The sequence below is a fragment of the Pseudonocardia sp. N23 genome (genome assembly GCF_002583555.1).
GTDB lineage: Bacteria > Actinomycetota > Actinomycetes > Mycobacteriales > Pseudonocardiaceae > Pseudonocardia.
Genome location: NZ_BEGX01000115.1, coordinates 34342 through 53032 on the forward strand (window position 1 = coordinate 34342; position 18691 = coordinate 53032).

The window sequence follows — 18691 nt, forward strand, 5'->3', positions numbered from 1 at the left end:
CCCACCACAGACCACGGAGTCAACGAACACATGTCCACCTTGGAGATCAAGGACCTGCACGCGTCGGTCACCACCGATGCGGGCGCCAAGGAGATCCTTCGCGGCGTCGACCTCACGGTCCGCGCGGGCGAGACCCACGCGATCATGGGGCCCAACGGCTCCGGCAAGTCCACGCTGGCCTATGCCATCGCCGGCCACCCCAAGTACCAGATCACCAGCGGTGAGGTCCTCCTCGACGGTGAGAACGTGCTGGAGATGACCGTCGACGAGCGCGCCCGCGCCGGCCTGTTCCTCGCGATGCAGTACCCCGTCGAGGTCCCGGGCGTGTCCATGGCGAACTTCCTGCGCAGCGCGGCCACCGCGGTGCGCGGCGAGGCGCCGAAGCTGCGCACCTGGGTCAAGGAGGTCAAGGGGGCCATGGAGGACCTCGAGATCGACCAGGCCTTCGCCGAGCGCAGCGTCAACGAGGGTTTCTCCGGCGGCGAGAAGAAGCGCCACGAGGTGCTGCAGCTGTCGCTGCTCAAGCCGAAGATCGCGATCCTCGACGAGACCGACTCCGGCCTCGACGTCGACGCGCTGCGCGTCGTCTCCGACGGCGTCAACCGCTACAAGGCGGCCGGCGACGTGGGCGTCCTGCTGATCACGCACTACACCCGCATCCTCAAGCACATCGAGCCCGACTTCGTGCACGTCTTCGCCGGCGGTCGCGTCGTCGAGTCCGGTGGCGCCGAGCTGGCCGACGAGCTCGAGACGAACGGGTACGTCAAGTTCACCGGGGCCGGGGCGGCCGCGTCGTGACCACGGCGCAGGCACCCGCGGGAGCGGGCCTCGCCGGGCTCGACCCGGCGGCCCTGCGCCCCGACTTCGCGATCCTGTCGCGCACCGTCCGCGACGGGCGGCCGCTGGTCTACCTGGACTCCGGGGCGACCTCGCAGCGTCCGCGGCAGGTACTCGACGCCGAGCGTGACTTCCTCGAGCAGCACAACTCCGCGGTCCACCGCGGCGCGCACCAGCTCGCCGAGGAGGCCACGGACGCCTACGAGTCGGCGCGGGCGCGCATCGCCACGTTCGTCGGGGCCGACCCCGACGAGCTGGTGTTCGTCAAGAACGCGACCGAGGGGATCAACCTCGTCGCCTACGCGATGAGCAACTCCTCGATCCGGACCGGCCTCGGCCCCGAGTCCGAGCGGTTCGCGCTCGGGCCGGGCGACGAGATCGTCGTGACGGAGCTGGAGCACCACGCGAACCTGGTGCCGTGGCAGGAGCTGTGCCGGCGTACCGGGGCGACCCTGCGCTGGTACTCGGTCACCGACGAGGGCCGGATCGACCTCGACTCGCTCGAGCTGTCCGAGCGCACCAAGGTCGTGGCGTTCGCCCACCAGTCCAACGTGCTGGGGTCGGTGGCCCCGGTCGAGGAGCTGGTGGCGCGGGCCCGCGCGGTCGGTGCCCTCGTGGTGCTCGACGCGTGCCAGTCGGTGCCGCACCTGCCCGTCGACCTGCGGGCGCTCGACGTCGACTTCGCGGTGTTCTCCGGGCACAAGATGCTCGGGCCGTCGGGTGTCGGGGTGCTCTACGGGCGCACCGAGCTGCTCGCGGCGATGCCGCCGTTCCTGACGGGCGGCTCGATGATCGAGCTGGTCCGCTTGGAGGGCTCCACCTACGCACCGCCGCCGCAGCGGTTCGAGGCGGGCGTGCCGATGACGTCGCAGGCCGTGGGTCTCGGCGCGGCCGTCGACTACCTGACGGCGATCGGCATGCAGAACGTGCACGCCCACGAGATGGAACTGACCCGGGTCGCGCTCGACACGCTGCGTGAGGTGCCGGGCGTGCGGATCATCGGCCCGGACTCGTTGGAGGCCCGGGGCGGGACCGTGGCGTTCGTCGTCGACGGGGTGCACGCCCACGACGTCGGCCAGGTGCTCGACGACCGCGGCATCGCCGTGCGCGTCGGTCACCACTGTGCATGGCCGCTGCACCGCCGGTTCGGGGTGGCGGCGACGGTCCGTGCGTCGTTCCACGTCTACACGACGGTGGACGAGGTCGCCCAGCTCGCCGACGGTGTGCGGGCGGCGCGCGACTTCTTCGGGGTGAGCTGATGCAGCTCGAGCAGATGTACCAGGAGATCATCCTGGACCACTACCGGTCGCCGCACGGGTCGGGCCTCAAGGACCCGTACGACGCCGAGTCGCAGCAGATCAACCCGACCTGCGGGGACGAGATCGTCCTGCGGGTCAAGCTCGACGACGCCGGTGAGAAGGTCCTCGACGTCTCCCACGAGACGCTGGGCTGCTCGATCAGCCAGGCGTCGGCCTCGGTGCTGACCGATCTGGTGGTCGGGCAGACCGTCGAGGAGTCGATGAAGGTTCTCGCCGCGTTCCAGGAGATGGCGCAGGGCCGTGGCAAGGTCGAACCCGACGAGGACGTCCTCGGCGACGCCGTGGCGTTCGCGGGGGTGGCCAAGTACCCGGCGCGGGTGAAGTGTGCGCTTCTCGGGTGGATGGCGTTCAAGGACGCCGTCGTCCGGGTCCAGGACGGGAAGGTGGAGGCATGAGTGAGACCGTGAACGAGACCGGTGCGGCCCCGGCCGAGCCGGCGGCCGACGAGGTCGTGCGCGGCGCGGCCGGCATGCCCGAGCCCCCGGCGGCGCCCGCGGGTGACGGCGACGCCTTCCTCGAGGACATCGAGGAGGCCATGCGCGACGTGGTCGACCCCGAGCTGGGGATCAACGTCGTCGACCTGGGGCTGGTCTACGGCCTCGCGGTCGAGGAGAAGACCGCGATCATCGACATGACGCTCACGTCCGCGGCCTGCCCGCTGACCGACGTCATCGAGGAGCAGACCCGCGCGGCGCTGACCAGTGGCCCGTCGGGCGGCCTGGTCGAGGACATCAGGATCAACTGGGTCTGGATCCCGCCGTGGGGCCCGGAGAAGATCACCGAGGACGGCCGCGAGCAGCTGCGCGCCCTCGGGTTCCGCGTCTGACGCCGTTCCACGCCTGTTCTCCGCACCGCCGCCGGCCCCGGGGCCGGCGGCGGTCGTGCGTCCGGGGCCGCACTCCGCGCGCGTGGCGCCGACGTCAGGGCCGGGACCGGGTGGGTCAGGTCGTGTGGACGATCAGCACGTCGACACCGGCCCGGCGGGCGGCGTCGGACGGGACCGAGCCGAGGAGCCTGCCCGACAACGTGTTCAGCCCGCGGTTGCCGACGACGAGCAGGTCCGCGTCGTGGTCGCGCACCGCGGCGCGCAGCACCTCGACGGGGGAGCCGTCGACGGCGTGGGTCTCGACGTCGCGGGCCCCGGCGGCCTTGGCCCGGTCGGTCGCCTCGCGCAGCGCTTCCTCGGCGGGGGTCCAGCCGCGGACGAGGTGGGCCTCACCCTTGAGCGCGTCCTCGGCGTCGGCGGTGTCGGCGGGATCGGACGGGGTGTAGGCGGACACGACGACGAGCCGGGCCCCGGTGTCGGCGGCGACGCCCGCGGCCCGGTCGACGGCTGCGAACGACGTCGCCGAGCCGTCGGTGCCGACGACGATGGTCCTGTAGGCGGGCATGGGTCCTCCGGCTCCGCAGGCTCGCGGGTGGGTTCACACGGACCACCACGGTCCGTGCGCGGAGGCTACCGCCGGTAGCGTCGGGCTGCGGTACCCGGCGCGCGGTCGTCACCCGCTTCGGGGGGCGGTGCCCGGCGCGGGATCGAGCGCGGGGGCGTGGGGCAGTACAGCGGGTCCGACGAGGCGCCGGCGCAGCGTCCAGCCGGACCGGCCGAACAGCGCGGTCATGGCGGCCAGCGTCGCGCCGAGGTCGTCGCGGGCGGTCAGGTAGGCCCACCGGTGCCGGGCGGGCAACGCCAGGAACGTGTCGAAGAACGCGGGCACCGCGTCAGGAGGCATGCGCAGCAACGCCTCCAGCCCGCGGCGACGCAGCGTGTGCACGGCCCGGGCAGCCGGCGTCCACAGCACCTCACGCTCGGCCCGGGAGACCGCGCCCGCTCCGGCGACGCCGTCGGCGAGCGCACCGGCGAGGACGCCCGCGACACGCGGCGCCAGCGTGAGCGAGGTCGCAACACTGAACCCGGTCGCGGGGTGCACCAGCGGCGCCGCTGCCCCGAACCCCAGGACGGCCCCGGCGCCGTGGTCGTGGCGCGGGGTGTCGACGGGGAACCGGACGCGTTCGACGCGGGCGTCCGCGGGAACGGTGATCCCGTGGTGGTGCAGGCGGGCGTGCAGCCGGGTGCGCAGCTCGTCGAGCGGCAGCCCGGGCCGCCGGGCCAGCGACGTCTCCTCCAGCAGCACGGTTCCGTCGCCCAGCGGGACACCGTAGAGGAACGTCGGCCAGCCGGTGGCGCCGTGGTCGGGGCGCCAGTCCATGAACAGCGCCTCGCCCGGCGTCACCAGCGGTGCGGCCGCGGCCGCGGGGACGACGACGCCGTGGGCGGTCTGCTCGGCCGTCGTCCGGGCGGGCCGCCACGACCCGGCGCCCAGCGGCCTGCGGTGCCCGCCGGCGTCGACGACGACCCGGGCGGACAGCGAGGAGGCGTCACCGCCGGTCACCGCGACGCGGTGCGGGGAGAGCAGCGCCGCGGCCCGGCCGGCGACCACCCGCACGCCGCCGCGGTCCATCCCGTCGTCGAGGTGGGCCCGCAGCGAACCGGTGTCGAGCACGACGTAGTCCCAGCCGAGCCGGTGCTCGGTGAGGGCGACGGCCCGACCTGTCGCGCGGGCCGCGACCACCCCGGGGGTCAGGCCGGGCGGCAGCTCGTCGGCCCACGCGGCGAACGTGGAGCGCCACGGCCGCTGCGGCGCCGGGTCGAGCAGCGTCGTCGTCAGGCCGCGGGCGGCGCATGCGGCGGCCAGCGCCCGCCCAGCGGGACCACCGCCGACGACGAGCACGTCGGCGATGCGGGGGGACGCGGACGGGGAGGTCAGTCCGAGCCTCCGGTGGCGAGCAGGCCGCCGTCGATCAGCACGGTCTCACCGCTGATCCACGAGGCGGCGTCGGAGGCCAGGAACCCGACCAGCGACGCGACATCGGCGGGGGACCCGAGCCGCTGCAGCGGGTAGCGCGCCGCGACCCCCTCCTCGTCGTGGGCGTAGAGCGCCGTCGCGAACCGGGTCTTGACGACGGCGGGTGCGACGGCGTTGACCCGGATGCAGGGGCCGAGCTCGGCGGCGAGCTCGGCGGTGAGCCGCATCAGGGCGGCTTTGGAGGCGCCGTACGCGGCGATGGCCCGGGTGGAGCGCAGACCGGCGATCGAGGCGATGTTGACGACGGCGCCGCCGTGCTCGCCCATCCACGCCTGGTGGGCGAGCTGGACGAACCCGAGCGCGGCCACGACGTTGACGTCGAAGATCTTGCGGACGGCGTCGAGGTCGGCGGCCATGAGCGGGCCGTGGATCGGGTTGATGCCCGCGTTGTTGACCAGGACGTCGAGCCGGCCGAACGTCGCGACGGTGCGGGCGACGGCGTCGTCGCGGGACGGGGCGTCGCCCGCGTTCCCGGCGAGGCCGAGGACGCGGGACGCGTCGCCGCCCGCGGGGCCCGCGACCAGCTCCGCGACGGCGGCCTCGAGCTCGGGGGGCTTGCGGGCCGTGACGGTGACGGACGCGCCGCGGCGCAGCAGCTCGGCGGCGACGGCCAGCCCGATGCCGCGGCTCGCGCCTGTCACGAGGCCGGCACGTCCGGCCATGTCGACCGGCGTCGCCGGGCCGGGTCCGCTGATGTCCGTCACGACGCCGAGCCTATGGGCCCGAGCCTGTCGGGGCGGCCCGGGACGTGACGTCGGCGACCCGGCCCGGACATGGCGCGAGGTCTGCGGGGCCGGGCCGGTACCCTGGGGAGGTGATCCGGATCGGGTAGCGCCCTCGCGCCTCTGCGAGCCGTCCCGCGTGCCTGTGACCGTCCCCGGATTCTGGAGCTTCTTCTCGTGATCACCGCCACCGACCTGGAACTGCGTGCCGGGTCCCGGATCCTGCTGTCCGGGGCCGACCTGCGCGTGCAGCCGGGTGACCGCATCGGCCTCGTCGGGCGCAACGGTGCGGGCAAGACCACGTCGATGCGCGTGCTGGCGGGGGAGTCCGAGCCCTACGGCGGCAAGGTCGGCGCGAACAGCCCGGTCGGTTACCTGCCCCAGGACCCGCGCGAGGGTGACCTGCGGGTCAGCGCGAAGGACCGGGTGCTGTCGGCCAAGGGCCTCGACGACCTGCTGCGCCGCATGGAGAAGGCCCAGACGGCCATGGCGGAGCTGGTCGACGGCGCCGACAACGACAAGGTGGTCCGCGAGTACGGGCGCATCGAGGAGCGGTTCGCCGCCCTGGGTGGGTACGCCGCGGAGTCCGAGGCCGCGCGCATCTGCAACCACCTCGGCCTGCCCGACCGCGTCCTGAACCAGCAGATCGCCACCCTGTCCGGCGGCCAGCGCCGCCGGGTCGAGCTCGCCCGGATCCTGTTCGCGGCGAGCGACGGCGGCGCCCAGAGCAACACTACGCTGCTGCTCGACGAGCCCACGAACCACCTCGACGCCGACTCCATCACGTGGCTGCGCGGGTTCCTGTCCTCGCACGAGGGCGGGCTCGTCGTGATCAGCCACGACACCGAGCTGCTCGCGGCCGTCGTCAACAAGGTGTGGTTCCTCGACGCGACCCGCGGCGAGGCCGACGTCTACAACATGAACTGGAAGCGCTACCTCGAGGCGCGCGCCACCGACGAGAAGCGCCGTCGCCGCGAACGCGCGAACGCGGAGAAGAAGGCCGCGGTCCTGCACACCCAGGCGCTGAAGATGGGCGCCAAGGCGACGAAGGCGGTGGCGGCCAAGAACATGGCCCGCCGCGCCGACGAGATGCTCGCTGCGCTGGAGCCCGAGCAGAAGCACGACCGTGTCGCCAAGATCAGGTTCCCCGATCCGGCGCCGTGCGGGCGGACCCCGATCACGGCCGAGGGCCTGTCCAAGGCGTTCGGGTCGCTCGAGGTGTTCACGGGCGTCGACCTGGCCGTCGACCGCGGTGCGAAGGTCGTCGTGCTGGGCCTCAACGGTGCGGGCAAGACCACGTTGCTGCGGCTGCTCGCCGGCACCGAGGAGCCCGACGCGGGGAAGGTCCTGCCCGGTCACGGGCTGCGCACCGGCTACTTCGCGCAGGAGCACGACACGCTCGACATGTCCGCGTCCGTGTGGGAGAACATCCGGCACGCCTCGCCCGACACCCCGGAGCAGCAGCTGCGCACGGTGCTGGGCACGTTCATGTTCTCCGGGGAACAGCTCGCCCAGCCCGCGGGCACGCTGTCCGGCGGGGAGCGGACGCGGCTCGCGCTCGCGGGGCTGGTGTCCAGCTCGGCGAACGTGCTGCTGCTCGACGAGCCGACCAACAACCTCGACCCGGCCAGCCGCGAACAGGTGCTCGACGCGTTGCGCCGCTTCACCGGCGCGGTGATCCTCGTGACCCACGACCCGGGCGCGGTCGAGGCGCTGCACCCCGACAAGGTCATCGTGCTGCCCGACGGCACCGAGGACCTCTGGTCGGCCGACTATCTGGAGCTCGTGCAGCTCGCCTGAGCGGCTCGCCGACGGGTCTGATGATCTCTTCAGGCGATCAGTACGGGCCCGGAACACCCGGATGACCTCGTCCGATTGCCACTGAGCGCGATGATCACCCATCCGCGTGATCCGTTCGGGGTAACCGTTCACCGATCATCGAGTCGATCACCTGGCACCATCCCAGCAGGTGGCCGATCATTGCCGCACTGCGAGCCGAGCGGGGCTCGGGACCGCGGACGGCCCGCGGCGGGGTTGAGGAGGTCAATGACGTGGCCGACCTGAAGAAAGGCGCCCGGATCACCGGGACGCAGAGGGACAAGCTGGCGACGGACCTGAAGAAGAAGTACGAGAAGGGCGCGAGCATCCGCGCTCTCGCCGAGCAGACCGGACGTTCCTACGGGTTCGTGCACCGGGTGCTCAGCGAGACCGGGGTGACGCTGCGCGGCCGGGGTGGGGCGACCCGCACCAAGAAGAAGTGACCCGGGCCCGCATCCGCGGGTCCGGTGAGCAGGTCCGCCCGGCGTGCACGTCCTGGTCCTACGTGCACGGTGGGCGCTCCGGACGCGACGGGTAGCGTCGCCGTCCGGGGACGGACGTCCGGTCCGTCCCGCCGATGACGGAAGGCGGGAACGGCGTGAGCGCTGCGCATCCGGTGGGGGATCGCCCGGGCGAGCCCGATCTCGTCGCCCCTGATCTCCTGGCGCGCGGTGGCGTCGCCCTGGCGATCGACGGCGCCCGGGCGACGGTGACACTCGACCGGCCCGACCGGCTCAACGCACAGACCCCGGACACGTGGGCAGCCCTCGCCGCGATCGGCGAGAGCCTCCCCGCGGACATCCGTGCCGTCGTCGTGCGCGGCACCGGCCGCTCGTTCTCCGCCGGGCTCGACCGACGCCTCTTCACCCCCGAGGGCATCGACGGCACGCCCGGCATCGGGCACATCGCCGGACTGTCCGACGCCGATGCCGACGCGACGATCGCGCGCTACCAGGAGGGCTTCGTCTGGCTGCGCCATCCCCGGCTGCTCACCGTCGCGGCGGTGCAGGGCCACGCCATCGGCGGGGGCTTCCAGCTCGCGCTGGCCTGTGACCTGCGGATCGCGGCCGACGACGCCCAGTTCGCCATGGCCGAGACCATGCTGGGCATCGTGCCCGACCTCGGCGGGACGGTGCCTCTGGTGCGGGCGGTCGGCTACGCCCGCGCCGTCGAGATCTGTCTGTCGGGCCGCCGGGTCGGCGCCGAGGAGGCGCTCGCGATCGGGCTGGTCCAGCAGGTCGTGCCCGTCTCGGAGCTCGACGCGACCGTCGACGCCGCCGTCGCGGCACTGACCGCCGCGCCCCCGGAGGCCGCGCGGGAGACACTGGGCCTGCTCGCGGGTGTCGCCGACGGGATCGACCCCGCCGCGGCGCTCGCCGCAGAACGCGCTGCGCAGCTGCGCAGGCTGCGGTCGCTGGCGGCGGGCGAGGGCTGATCCGGCTCCCGGCCGGATGCCGGGAGGTGCAGTGGTGGACAACAGGTTCCGAGTGATGAGCGGTGTCGTGAACGCCGCGGACACCCCACGCTCGATCACGCCGGGGACCGCGCGGCGGATCTGGGAGTTCGCGCGCCCGCACCGGCGCGGCATCACGGCGTTCGTCGCCCTCACCGTTGTCTCCGCCGTGATCGGGGTGGCGACGCCGCTGCTCGCGGGCCGGGTCGTCGACGCCATCGTCCGCGGCGGCGGGACGCCCGGGGCCGCGGAGATCGCGGCCGGCGTCGTCCTCGGGCTCGCCGCCGGGATCGCCGCGCTCGCGGTCACCGACGCCGTGCTCGGGCTGGTGTCGCGCTGGTTCTCCGCGCGGGTGGGGGAGCAGCTCATCGTCGACCTGCGGTGCGCGGTCTACGAGCACGTGCAGCGCATGCCGATCGCGTTCTTCACCCGGACCCGTACCGGCGCGCTGGTGAGCCGGCTCAACAACGACGTCATCGGCGCGCAGTCGGCCATCACCTCGACGCTGGCGAACCTCGTCAGCAACTCGATCGCGCTCGTGCTGGCGCTCGTCGTGATGCTCGGGCTGGCATGGCAGGTGACGCTGTGCGCGCTGGTGCTGCTGCCGGTCTTCGTGATCCCGGCCCGGCGGATGGGCAGGCGCATCGCCGATCTGCGTCGTGAGTCGGCGAACCTCAACGCGTCGATGAGCGCCCAGATGACCGAGCGGTTCTCCGCGCCCGGCGCGACGCTGGTGACGTTGTTCGGGCGCCCCGCCGAGGAAGCGGGCGAGTTCCGCGACCGCGCCGTGCGCGTGCGCGACATCGGGGTGCGGACGGCGATGGTGTCGCGCGTGTTCGTCACGGCCCTGTCGCTGGTGTCGGCGCTGGCCCAGGCGCTCGTCTACGGCCTCGGCGGCTGGCTCGCGGTCACCGGCCGGATCGAGGCGGGCACCGTCGTCTCCCTCGCCCTGCTGCTCACGCGGCTCTACAGCCCGATGACGGCGCTGGCCAACGCCCGCGTCGACGTGATGACCGCGCTGGTGTCGTTCGAGCGCGTCTTCGAGGTCCTCGACCTCGTCCCGATGATCACCGAGCGGCCGGGGGCCCGCGCGGTGCCCGACGGGCCGGTCGGCGTCGTGTTCGGCGACGTGCACTTCGGCTACCCGGGCGCGCAGCAGGTCTCGCTGGCGTCGCTGGAGGAGGTCGCGGTGCTCGACGACCGCGCCGGCCGGGAGGTGCTGCACGGCATCGACCTGGAGGTCGCGCCCGGCACGATGCTGGCGCTGGTCGGGTCGTCCGGGGCCGGCAAGTCCACGATCGCCTCGCTCGTCCCGCGGCTCTACGACGTCGACACCGGGTCCGTGCAGGTCGGGGGCATCGACGTGCGGGACCTGACGTTCACGTCGCTGCGCGGGGCCGTGGGTGTGGTGACCCAGGACGGGCACCTGTTCCACGACACCGTTGCCGCGAACCTGCGCTACGCCGCCCCCGGCACCACCGACGACGAGCTGTGGTCGGCGCTGCGCCGGGCCCGCCTCGACGACATGGTCCGGTCGCTGCCCGACGGGCTCGGCACGGTCGTGGGGGAGCGGGGCTACCGGCTCTCGGGCGGGGAACGGCAGCGGCTGACGATCGCGCGGCTGCTGCTCGCCCGCCCGCGGGTCGTGATCCTCGACGAGGCGACCGCGCATCTCGACTCGGAGTCCGAGGCGGCGGTGCAGGAGGCGCTGGCCGAGGCGCTCGCGGGGCGGACGGCCGTCGTCATCGCGCACCGGCTGTCCACGGTCCGGGCCGCCGACACGATCGCCGTGGTCGAGGACGGTCGGGTCGTGGAGCGCGGCACCCACGACGACCTGCTGGCCGCCGGCGGCCGCTACGCGCTGCTGTACCGGACACAGTTCGCGACCCATCCGGGGGTGGGCGGGGCCGGTGACGAGATGTGCGGCATCGACGGCTGTACGGTGCCGCACGGTGGGCCGCACGGCGGCCCGCACCGTGTCCACGATCTCGTCGACTGACGGCCCGGGGCCACCGCACACAGTTGTAGCGTGCTAACTGTTCGGTGCGGAGGCGACGGATCGGAGCGCGATGACGGACGCGACACCCCGTCGACGGTCGCTGATCCTCGCCATCTGCTGCTCGAGCCTGTTCGTCGTCAGCCTCGACAACACGATCGTCAACGTCGCCCTGCCCTCCGTCGCCCGTGACCTCGGCTCGTCGCTCAGCGCGCTGCAGTGGGTCGTCGACGCCTACCTGCTCGTCCTCGCCTCCCTGCTCATGCTCGCGGGCTCGACCGGTGACCGGATCGGCCGCCGCCGCATCTTCCAGATCGGGCTCGGGATCTTCGGCCTCGGCTCGCTGCTGTGCAGCCTCGCGCCCACCACCGGGTCGCTCATCGCGTTCCGGATGGTGCAGGCCGTCGGCGGGTCGATGATGAACCCCGTCGCGATGTCGATCATCACCAACACCTTCCCCGACCGGCGCGAACGGGCCCGGGCCATCGGGATGTGGGGCAGTGTCGCCGGGATCAGCATGGCGCTGGGCCCGCTGCTGGGCGGTGTGCTCGTCGACGCCGTCGGCTGGCGGTCGATCTTCTGGGTCAACGTACCTGTCACGGTCGCGGCGATCGTGCTCACCGCGCGGTACGTGCCGGAGTCGCGGTCCGACAGGCCCCGCCGCGTCGACCCGCTGGGCCAGGTCCTGATCGTGGCCCTGCTGGGCGGGGTCACGTTCGGCATCATCGAGACGCCGGCGCGGGGCATCGGTTCCCCTGCGGTGCTGGGAGCCTTCGCGGTCGCCCTCGTCGCCGCCGTGGTGCTCGTCCCGGTGGAGCTGCGCCGCCGGGAACCGCTGCTCGACCCCCGGTTCTTCCGCAGCGTCTCCTTCAGCTCGGCGACGGTCATCGCGGTGGCCGCGTTCGCGGCGCTCGCCGGCTTCCTGTTCCTCAATGCCCTGTACCTGCAGGGCGTGCGCGGGTACAGCGCGCTGCACGCCGGGCTGCTGACGTTGCCGATGGCGGCCGGGGTGGCGCTGCTGCCGCCGCTGTCGGGGCGGCTCGTCGGCACCCGGGGGCCGCGGATCCCACTGGTGGTCGGCGGGATCGGCCTCGCCGCGGGCGGTGTACTGCTCACGACGCTCGCCGACGCGACCCCGATTGCGCTGCTGATGGTCGCCTACGTCGTGTTCGGCATCGGTTCCGGGATGGTGAACGCGCCGATCACGTACGCGACCGTCTCCGGGATGCCGCCGAGCCAGGCCGGGGTGGCCGCCGCTGTCGCGTCGACGAGCCGGCAGGTCGGGTCGGCGCTGGGCATCGCGGTGCTCGGCGCGATCGTCACCGCGGGGACGACCGGCGCGGGTGCGACGGGCCTGGCTCAGGCGAGCCACACCGCGTGGTGGGTCGTGACGGGCTGCGGGATCGGCGTCGCCGTCCTCGGGGTCGTCTGCACGAGCGGGTGGGGCAGGCGTGTCGACGATCGTGCGGCCGAGGTGATCGCCGCCCACGCGGAGCGCCGGCACGAGGCCGCGACCACAACCCGGGCCGCGACCACCTGAATCCGGGCCGCGACGACCTGGACCCCGGTCCGCGACGACCTGGACCCCGGTCCGCGGCCACCTGTGGATCGCAGGTCATGTCACTGAGGTCATTCGCGTCCACCGGGTGCGACGCTGCACCCAGCAGACGACTCCACCGTGGCAGCAGGGGTGACGTCGGTCAAGCCGCCGATCTTGCCGACGGGCGCCACCTCCGTCCGGGTGACGTCGCCGGACCGTGCCTCCGCTCAGACGTCCGCGGGGGCGCCCGCGCGCCGCACCGACTGCTCGACGACGTCGAGCACCCGGCCCAGGTCGCCCGCGGGCAGCCCCATCGCGAGGTGGGACACGAGCCCCTCCAGGACGAGCTCCAGGTACTGGGTGAGGACCGTGAGGTCGACGTCGGGGCGCAGGGCACCGGACGCCGCCTGCCGCTCCAGCCGTGCCCGTGTCGCGCCCGTCAGCTCGGCCGAGTACGCCTGCCACGACTCGCGGAACGTCGGGTCGGTGCGCGCCTTGCGGGCCGTCTCCAGATAGGTCCCGGTCCAGCCCGCGGGCCGGCTGTCGGGGGAGGACAGCAGCTCGCGCATGACCTGGACGAGGCCCTGCTCGGCCACGACCTCGGCCATCACCCGGGCGTCCTGCGCGGCGATCGCGAGGAACAGCGCCTGTTTGTCGCGGAAGTAGTGGAAGATCGCTCCGCGCGACATCCCGGTGGTCTGTTCGAGCCGGCGCACCGTGGCGCCCTCGTAGCCGTGACGGGCGAAGCAGGCGCGCGCGCCGTCGAGGATCTGGCGGCGGCGCGCCTCGAGCTGGTCGGAGCTGACGCGGGGCACGATCCCAGTATTCCGTACGTACGGATTGCGGGGACCGCACCGGGGCACCGGCGGGACGCGTCCGCGCAATCGGATCGTCGCCTGCGCAACACCGGCGAATGTCGGTCCCTCCGAGTACCGTTTTCGGGGTGATGCAGGAGACGGGTGTCGCCGAGCCCATGGCCGGCCCCTCCCAGGCACGGGTGCAGCAGTTGCGCAGCCTGTCCGAGGCGGAGGCCTACGTGGCGTCGGTGTGTTTCAAGCACGGTCCTCCGCGGCTCCTCGGGGTCGAGCTGGAATGGCTCGTCCACGCCGGTGCCTCCCCCGGGGCGCCGCCGGACAGAGCCGCCCTCGGGGCAGCCCTCGGCCCGCACGCCCCCACCACTCTCGTCCCGTCGTCCCCGGCCCAGGCGCTCCCGCACGGTTCCACCGTGACGGTCGAGCCCGGCGGCCAGGTCGAGCTGGCAAGTCCGCCGCTGGCCGACCTCGGCACGTTGCTCCGGGCCGTCACCGCCGATGCCGCGGAACTCCACCGCCGCCTCGCCGAACACGGACTCACGGTTCAGCCACGAGCCACCGACTCCCTCCGCCCGCCGACGCGCATCCTCGAGCTGCCCCGGTACGCGGCGATGGAGCGCGCGTTCGACCGCAACGGCCCCTACGGCCGCAGCGGCATGTGCTCCACCTCCGCCGTCCAGGTGTGTCTCGACGTCGGGACCGAGGCCGACCTCCCGGTGCGGTGGGAGACGCTGCACGCACTGGGCCCGGTGCTGCTGGCCGCCTTCGCGAACTCGCCGGTCCTCCACGGCAGGCGCACCGGCTGGAAGTCCTCGAGGATGGCGTGCTGGCTCTCGGCCGACCCGGCCCGCACCTTCCCGCCGGCTCCGCTGTCGGCCGACCCGGAGGCCGACTGGGCCGCGCGCGTCCTGGCGACCCCGCTGCTGTGCGTGCGCCGCGACGAGGGGCCCTGGGACGCGCCCGCCGGAGTGACGTTCGCCGACTGGATCGCGGGCGCGATGCCGACGCCGCCGACCACGGCCGACCTCGACTACCACGTGTCGACGCTGTTCCCGCCGGTGCGGGCGCACGGACACCTGGAGGTCCGCTACGTCGACGGGCAGGCCGGCGACGGCTGGGCGCTGCCCACCGCGGTCCTCGTCGCGCTGCTCTCCCGGCCCGAGGTCACCGCGCAGGCCCGGGAGCTGTGCCGGCCCGTCGCGGGGCGCTGGATCGAGGCGGCCCGGTGCGGCCTGGAGGACGGGCCGCTCGCCGCCGCGGCCGGTCCGGTGTTCGAGCTCGCCTGCGACGCGCTCCGCACCCTCGGGGCGCCCCCTGCGCTGCAGGAGGCGCTGGAGGACATGACGGCCCGGCAGGTCCTGCTGGGCCGGTGTCCGGCCGACGACCCGCTCGACGAGGAGCGGCGAATCTGGACCGTCGACCCGCAGGACGCCTGGGAGGTCCTCGCCGACGCCCCGCCGCTCGCTGACGCCTGCCGGGCCCGGCCCGGCAGCCCGGTCGATCGCGGTCCGGCCTCACTCCACCCCGGTTCGGAAGGAGAACCGTCGTGACGATCGACCCCGCCCCCGCAGCCCTCGACGAGGAGACCGTCCGGTCCCGCGTCGCCGAGCTGCTCGGCCGGTCCAGGGCCCGCAGTACCGCCCTCACCGACGCCGTCGACGAGTCCGACCTGGTCGCGCAGCACTCACCGTTGATGTCGCCGCTGGTGTGGGACCTCGCCCACATCGGCAGCCAGGAGGAGCTCTGGCTGGTGCGGGACGTCGGCGGTCGCGAGCCGCTGCGCCCCGAGATCGACGGGCTCTACGACGCCTTCCAGCACAGCCGCGCGAGCCGCGTCGACCTGCCGCTGCTGACCCCGGCCGAGGCCCGCACCTACATCGCCGAGGTGCGCGACAAGGCCCTCGACGCGCTCGACCGGACCCCGCTGCGCGGGCGTCGCCTCGTCGACAACGGGTTCGCGTTCGGCATGATCGTCCAGCACGAGCAGCAGCACGACGAGACGATGCTCGCCACCCACCAGCTGCGGCTCGGCGCGCCCGTGCTGCACGCGGCCGCACCGCCCGCGGGGGTCGACCCGGTCCGGCTCGGGCCACGCGAGGTCCTCGTCCCCGGCGGCCGGTTCGTGCTCGGCACCTCGGCCGAGCCGTGGGCCCTGGACAACGAGCGCCCCGCCCATCCGGTCGACCTGCCCGCCTTCGTGATCGACACCTACCCCGTGACCAACGGCGAGTACGTCGCGTTCGTCGAGGCCGGCGGCTACGACGACCCGCGCTGGTGGAGCGAGGCCGGCTGGGCGCACCGCGTCGACGCCGGGCTGGTCGCCCCGCAGTTCTGGGAGCGCGACACGTCCGGCACGTGGTGGCGCCGCCGGTTCGGTGTCGTCGAGGCAGTGCCGGCCGACGAACCGGTCGTGCACGTCTGCTTCCACGAGGCGGCCGCCTACGCGGCCTGGGCGGGCAAGCGCCTGCCCACCGAGGCCGAGTGGGAGAAGGCCGCCCGCCACGACCCGGCCACCGGCCGGTCCCGGCGCTTCCCGTGGGGCGACGACGACCCGACGCCCGCCCACGCCAACCTGGGCCAGCGCCACCTGCGGCCCGCCCCGGTCGGTGCCTACCCGGCCGGTGCGTCCGCCCACGGGGTGCACCAGCTGATGGGCGACGTCTGGGAGTGGTGCGACACCGGCTTCCACCCGTATCCGGGGTTCGAGATGTTCCCGTACCCGGAGTACTCCCAGGTGTTCTTCGGGGGCGACTACAAGATCCTGCGCGGCGGCTCGTTCGGCACCGACCCGTCGGCGGTCCGGGCGACGTTCCGCAACTGGGACCACCCCATCCGCCGGCAGATCTTCTCCGGGTTCCGCTGCGCCCGCGACGCGACGCCGGCCGAGTCCGCCGGGGGGCTGTGACGGCGTGTGCCGCCATCTCGCCCATCTCGGCCCGCCGACGACACTGTCCGCCCTGCTCACCGAGCCGGCTCACGCGCTGCTGCGGCAGTCGTGGGCGCCGGCGGACATGCGAGGCGGTGGCACCGTCAACGCCGACGGCTTCGGCGCCGGCTGGTACCCGGCGCACGGCACGGACCCGGTCCGCTACCGCAGCGACCGGCCGATGTGGTCGGACACGTCGTTCGCCGCGATCGCCGGCGCCACGTCGTCGGGGGCGGTGCTCGCCGCGGTCCGCTCGGCGACCGTCGGGATGCCCGTCGTGGCCACCGCCGCCGCGCCCTTCGCCGAGGGACGCTGGCTGTTCAGCCACAACGGCGTCGTCCGGGGCTGGCCGGAGTCCGTCACCGGCCTCGCCGCCCGGCTGCCCGTCGCCGACCTGCTCACCCTCGACGCCCCCACCGACTCCGCGCTGCTCTGGGCGCTGGTGCGGCACCGCCTCCGCGCCGGCGAGGAGCCGGGCGCCGTGCTCGCCGACGTCGTCACCGGTGTCGCGGCGGCGGCCCCCGGGTCACGCCTGAACCTCCTGCTCACCGACGGCACCGCGATCTGGGCCACCGCCTGGGACCACGCGCTGTCGGTCCGCACCCGGTGTCCCGACGGTGACGGCGCTGCCGCCGTCACCGTCGTGTCCGAACCCTTCGACGACCTCCCCGGCTGGGAAGCGGTGCCCGACCGGCACCTGCTGCGCGCCACCCCCGGCCGGTACCAGCTCGACGCGCTCACGATCGTGGGCAGCGACAACGGCGTCAGCGGCGACCGTGCCGACGCCGGAGATCGGATGGGAACTCGATGAATCTCGCCGCACTCGACGTCCACCTCACCGAAGCCGACGCGGCAGCAGCCCTGCGCGCCGACGTCGCCGCGGGGCTGACGGCCGAGCCGAAGGTGCTGCCGCCCAAGTGGTTCTACGACGCGCGCGGCAGTGAGCTGTTCGAAGCCATCACCGAGCTCCCGGAGTACTACCCGACACGCACCGAACGCGCCCTCCTCGCCACCAGCGTCGAGGACATCTCCGCCGCATCCGGGGCCGACACGATCGTCGAGCTCGGGTCGGGGTCCTCGGCCAAGACGCGGCTGCTGCTCGACGCCTTCACCCGCGCAGGCACCCTGCGCCGCTACGTACCCCAGGACGTCAGCGAGGCCGCGTTGCGTGGCGCGCTCGACTCGCTGGCCGGTGAGTACCCGGAGCTCGACCTGCACGGCGTCGTCGGCGACTTCACCCACGACCTCGACCGGCTGCCACGTGGCGGGAGGCGCATGATCGCGTTCCTCGGTGGCACCATCGGCAACCTGCTGCCCGCCGAGCGCGCGGCCTTCCTCGCCCACGTCCGGTCCGTGCTCGACCCGGGGGAGCAGCTGCTGCTGGGCACCGGGCTCGTCGTCGCGCCCGAGGTCGTCGTCCCCGCCTACGACGACGCCGCGGGCGTCACCGCCGAGTTCAACCGCAACGTCCTGCACGTGCTCAACCGTGAGCTCGACGCCGACTTCGTCCCCGACGACTTCGAGCACCTCGCGATCTGGGATGCCGAGAACGAGTGGATCGAGATGCGGCTGCGCGCCCGGCATGCCATGACCGTCCACGTCCGCGCGCTCGACCTCGTCGTCTCGTTCGCCGAGGGCGAGCAGATGCGCACCGAGGTGTCGGCGAAGTTCCGCCGCGACGGCGTGCGCGAGATGTACGCCGGTGCAGGGTTCGAGCTGACCCGCTGGTGGGCCGACCCCGACGAGCGCTTCGGCCTCAGCCTGGCCATGGCGGTCTGACGCACGCGGGGCGGCTGCGCCGGTCGGGGCACGTGGTTAGGGTCGCGACATGAACGTCCCCGACTGGCGCACCGCCGGCGTCCGCGTCGTCCCCGCCGACGCGCTGGACACCAACACCCCGCAGACCCCCGGCATGAACCGCGCCGCCGCGGTCACCCACGCGCGCACCGGTTCCCAGCGGCTGTGGGCCGGAACGGTGACGATCCACCCCGGTGCGCGGACCGGTGCGCACCACCACGGCGAGCTGGAGAGCGTCATCTACGTGGTGCGCGGGATGGCGCGGATGCGCTGGGGCCAGGACCTGGAGTTCACCGCCGAGGGTGGCCCGGGTTCGTTCATCTTCGTGCCGCCGTTCGTGCCGCACCAGGAGATCAACGCCCTCGACGACGAGCCGCTGGAGTGCGTGCTGACCCGCAGCGGGCAGGAGCCGATCGTCGTCAACCTCGACATCGAGGGTGTCCCGGACCCGCAGCACGTGCCGTGGATCGACCCGGGCCACCCGGCTCCCTGACCGGCACGCACACAACGAGCCGAATCCGCTCGGCGGAGGCGTGCACCTCTGGTGTCACCGATTCATTGACACGACGCGCACGTCACTCCGCCGGACCGCACGGCGGGCGCGGGG

At 73.7% G+C, this 18691-nt stretch carries 18 protein-coding genes; 14 read left to right on the forward strand and 4 right to left on the reverse strand.

The features are described from left to right. The first annotated feature begins 30 nt into the window (after window positions 1–30). Genes sufC through TOK_RS27465 form a run of 4 tightly spaced genes read left to right on the forward strand, consistent with a single transcriptional unit; the run spans window position 31 to window position 2982 of the window. A complete protein-coding gene (gene sufC / locus TOK_RS27450; protein ID WP_098960902.1) occupies window positions 31–798 on the forward strand; it encodes a Fe-S cluster assembly ATPase SufC in 768 nt (255 codons plus the stop codon). Continuing rightward, window positions 795–2096: a cysteine desulfurase gene (locus tag TOK_RS27455; protein ID WP_098960903.1), complete on the forward strand. Its 1302-nt coding sequence runs from the start codon at window positions 795–797 to the stop codon at window positions 2094–2096. Before sufC ends, TOK_RS27455 begins: the two co-directional genes overlap by 4 nt. Further along, complete coding sequence (gene sufU / locus TOK_RS27460; protein ID WP_098960904.1) at window positions 2096–2551, forward strand: Fe-S cluster assembly sulfur transfer protein SufU; 456 nt, start codon at window positions 2096–2098, stop codon at window positions 2549–2551. Before TOK_RS27455 ends, sufU begins: the two co-directional genes overlap by 1 nt. Beyond that, on the forward strand, window positions 2548–2982 hold the full coding sequence (locus tag TOK_RS27465) for a metal-sulfur cluster assembly factor (RefSeq protein WP_098960905.1): 435 nt from the start codon (window positions 2548–2550) through the stop codon (window positions 2980–2982). Before sufU ends, TOK_RS27465 begins: the two co-directional genes overlap by 4 nt. A 115-nt stretch (window positions 2983–3097) precedes the next feature. On the opposite strand, the gene TOK_RS27470 is transcribed toward TOK_RS27465, so the two are convergent. The 3 genes from TOK_RS27470 to TOK_RS27480 form a co-directional block, all read right to left on the reverse strand. Continuing rightward, window positions 3098–3547, reverse strand: coding sequence for a universal stress protein (locus TOK_RS27470; protein WP_098960906.1), 450 nt, complete (start codon window positions 3545–3547; stop codon window positions 3098–3100). 108 nt (window positions 3548–3655) lie between these two features. Beyond that, window positions 3656–4885, reverse strand: a complete 1230-nt coding sequence (locus TOK_RS27475; protein ID WP_306305171.1) for a lycopene cyclase family protein — start codon at window positions 4883–4885, stop codon at window positions 3656–3658. Window positions 4886–4917: 32 nt separating this feature from the next. After that, on the reverse strand, window positions 4918–5682 hold the full coding sequence (locus tag TOK_RS27480; RefSeq protein ID WP_098960934.1) for an SDR family oxidoreductase: 765 nt from the start codon (window positions 5680–5682) through the stop codon (window positions 4918–4920). A 237-nt stretch (window positions 5683–5919) separates the two neighbouring features. On the opposite strand from TOK_RS27480, the gene TOK_RS27485 reads away from it, so the two are divergent. The 5 genes from TOK_RS27485 to TOK_RS27505 all read left to right on the forward strand — a co-directional run bounded on the left by TOK_RS27485 (window position 5920) and on the right by TOK_RS27505 (window position 12549). After that, a complete protein-coding gene (locus tag TOK_RS27485; RefSeq protein ID WP_098960908.1) occupies window positions 5920–7542 on the forward strand; it encodes an ABC-F family ATP-binding cassette domain-containing protein in 1623 nt (540 codons plus the stop codon). Window positions 7543–7793: 251 nt separating this feature from the next. Further along, on the forward strand, window positions 7794–8003 hold the full coding sequence (locus TOK_RS27490; protein WP_028932228.1) for a helix-turn-helix domain-containing protein: 210 nt from the start codon (window positions 7794–7796) through the stop codon (window positions 8001–8003). A 155-nt stretch (window positions 8004–8158) separates the two neighbouring features. Continuing rightward, window positions 8159–8995: an enoyl-CoA hydratase/isomerase family protein gene (locus TOK_RS27495; RefSeq protein WP_253258676.1), complete on the forward strand. Its 837-nt coding sequence runs from the start codon at window positions 8159–8161 to the stop codon at window positions 8993–8995. Between the two features lie 55 nt (window positions 8996–9050). Further along, the gene (locus tag TOK_RS27500) at window positions 9051–11012 is read left to right on the forward strand and encodes an ABC transporter ATP-binding protein (protein ID WP_098960910.1); all 1962 of its coding nucleotides are present in this window, start codon (window positions 9051–9053) and stop codon (window positions 11010–11012) included. Between the two features lie 70 nt (window positions 11013–11082). Beyond that, entirely contained in the window at window positions 11083–12549 is a 1467-nt protein-coding gene (locus TOK_RS27505) for an MFS transporter (RefSeq protein ID WP_098960911.1), read from the forward strand. Window positions 12550–12776: 227 nt separating this feature from the next. On the opposite strand, the gene TOK_RS27510 is transcribed toward TOK_RS27505, so the two are convergent. Then, complete coding sequence (locus TOK_RS27510) at window positions 12777–13364, reverse strand: TetR/AcrR family transcriptional regulator (RefSeq protein WP_098960912.1); 588 nt, start codon at window positions 13362–13364, stop codon at window positions 12777–12779. 131 nt (window positions 13365–13495) lie between these two features. Here TOK_RS27510 and egtA point away from each other — a divergent pair, with 131 nt between their 5' ends. Genes egtA through TOK_RS27535 form a run of 5 tightly spaced genes read left to right on the forward strand, consistent with a single transcriptional unit; the run spans window position 13496 to window position 18577 of the window. Continuing rightward, window positions 13496–14911: an ergothioneine biosynthesis glutamate--cysteine ligase EgtA gene (egtA, locus tag TOK_RS27515; RefSeq protein WP_253258678.1), complete on the forward strand. Its 1416-nt coding sequence runs from the start codon at window positions 13496–13498 to the stop codon at window positions 14909–14911. Then, window positions 14908–16266 carry an ergothioneine biosynthesis protein EgtB gene (gene egtB, locus TOK_RS27520; protein WP_098960913.1) on the forward strand — a complete coding sequence of 453 codons (1359 nt, stop codon included), beginning with the start codon at window positions 14908–14910 and terminating at the stop codon, window positions 16264–16266. The genes egtA and egtB overlap by 4 nt, the downstream gene beginning before the upstream one ends. 4 nt (window positions 16267–16270) lie before the next feature. Further along, a complete protein-coding gene (egtC, locus tag TOK_RS27525) occupies window positions 16271–17098 on the forward strand; it encodes an ergothioneine biosynthesis protein EgtC (RefSeq protein ID WP_098960914.1) in 828 nt (275 codons plus the stop codon). Next, window positions 17095–18066, forward strand: a complete 972-nt coding sequence (gene egtD, locus TOK_RS27530) for an L-histidine N(alpha)-methyltransferase (RefSeq protein ID WP_098960915.1) — start codon at window positions 17095–17097, stop codon at window positions 18064–18066. The genes egtC and egtD overlap by 4 nt, the downstream gene beginning before the upstream one ends. Before the next feature lie 49 nt (window positions 18067–18115). Then, on the forward strand, window positions 18116–18577 hold the full coding sequence (locus TOK_RS27535; RefSeq protein WP_098960916.1) for a cupin domain-containing protein: 462 nt from the start codon (window positions 18116–18118) through the stop codon (window positions 18575–18577). Window positions 18578–18691 lie beyond the last annotated feature (114 nt).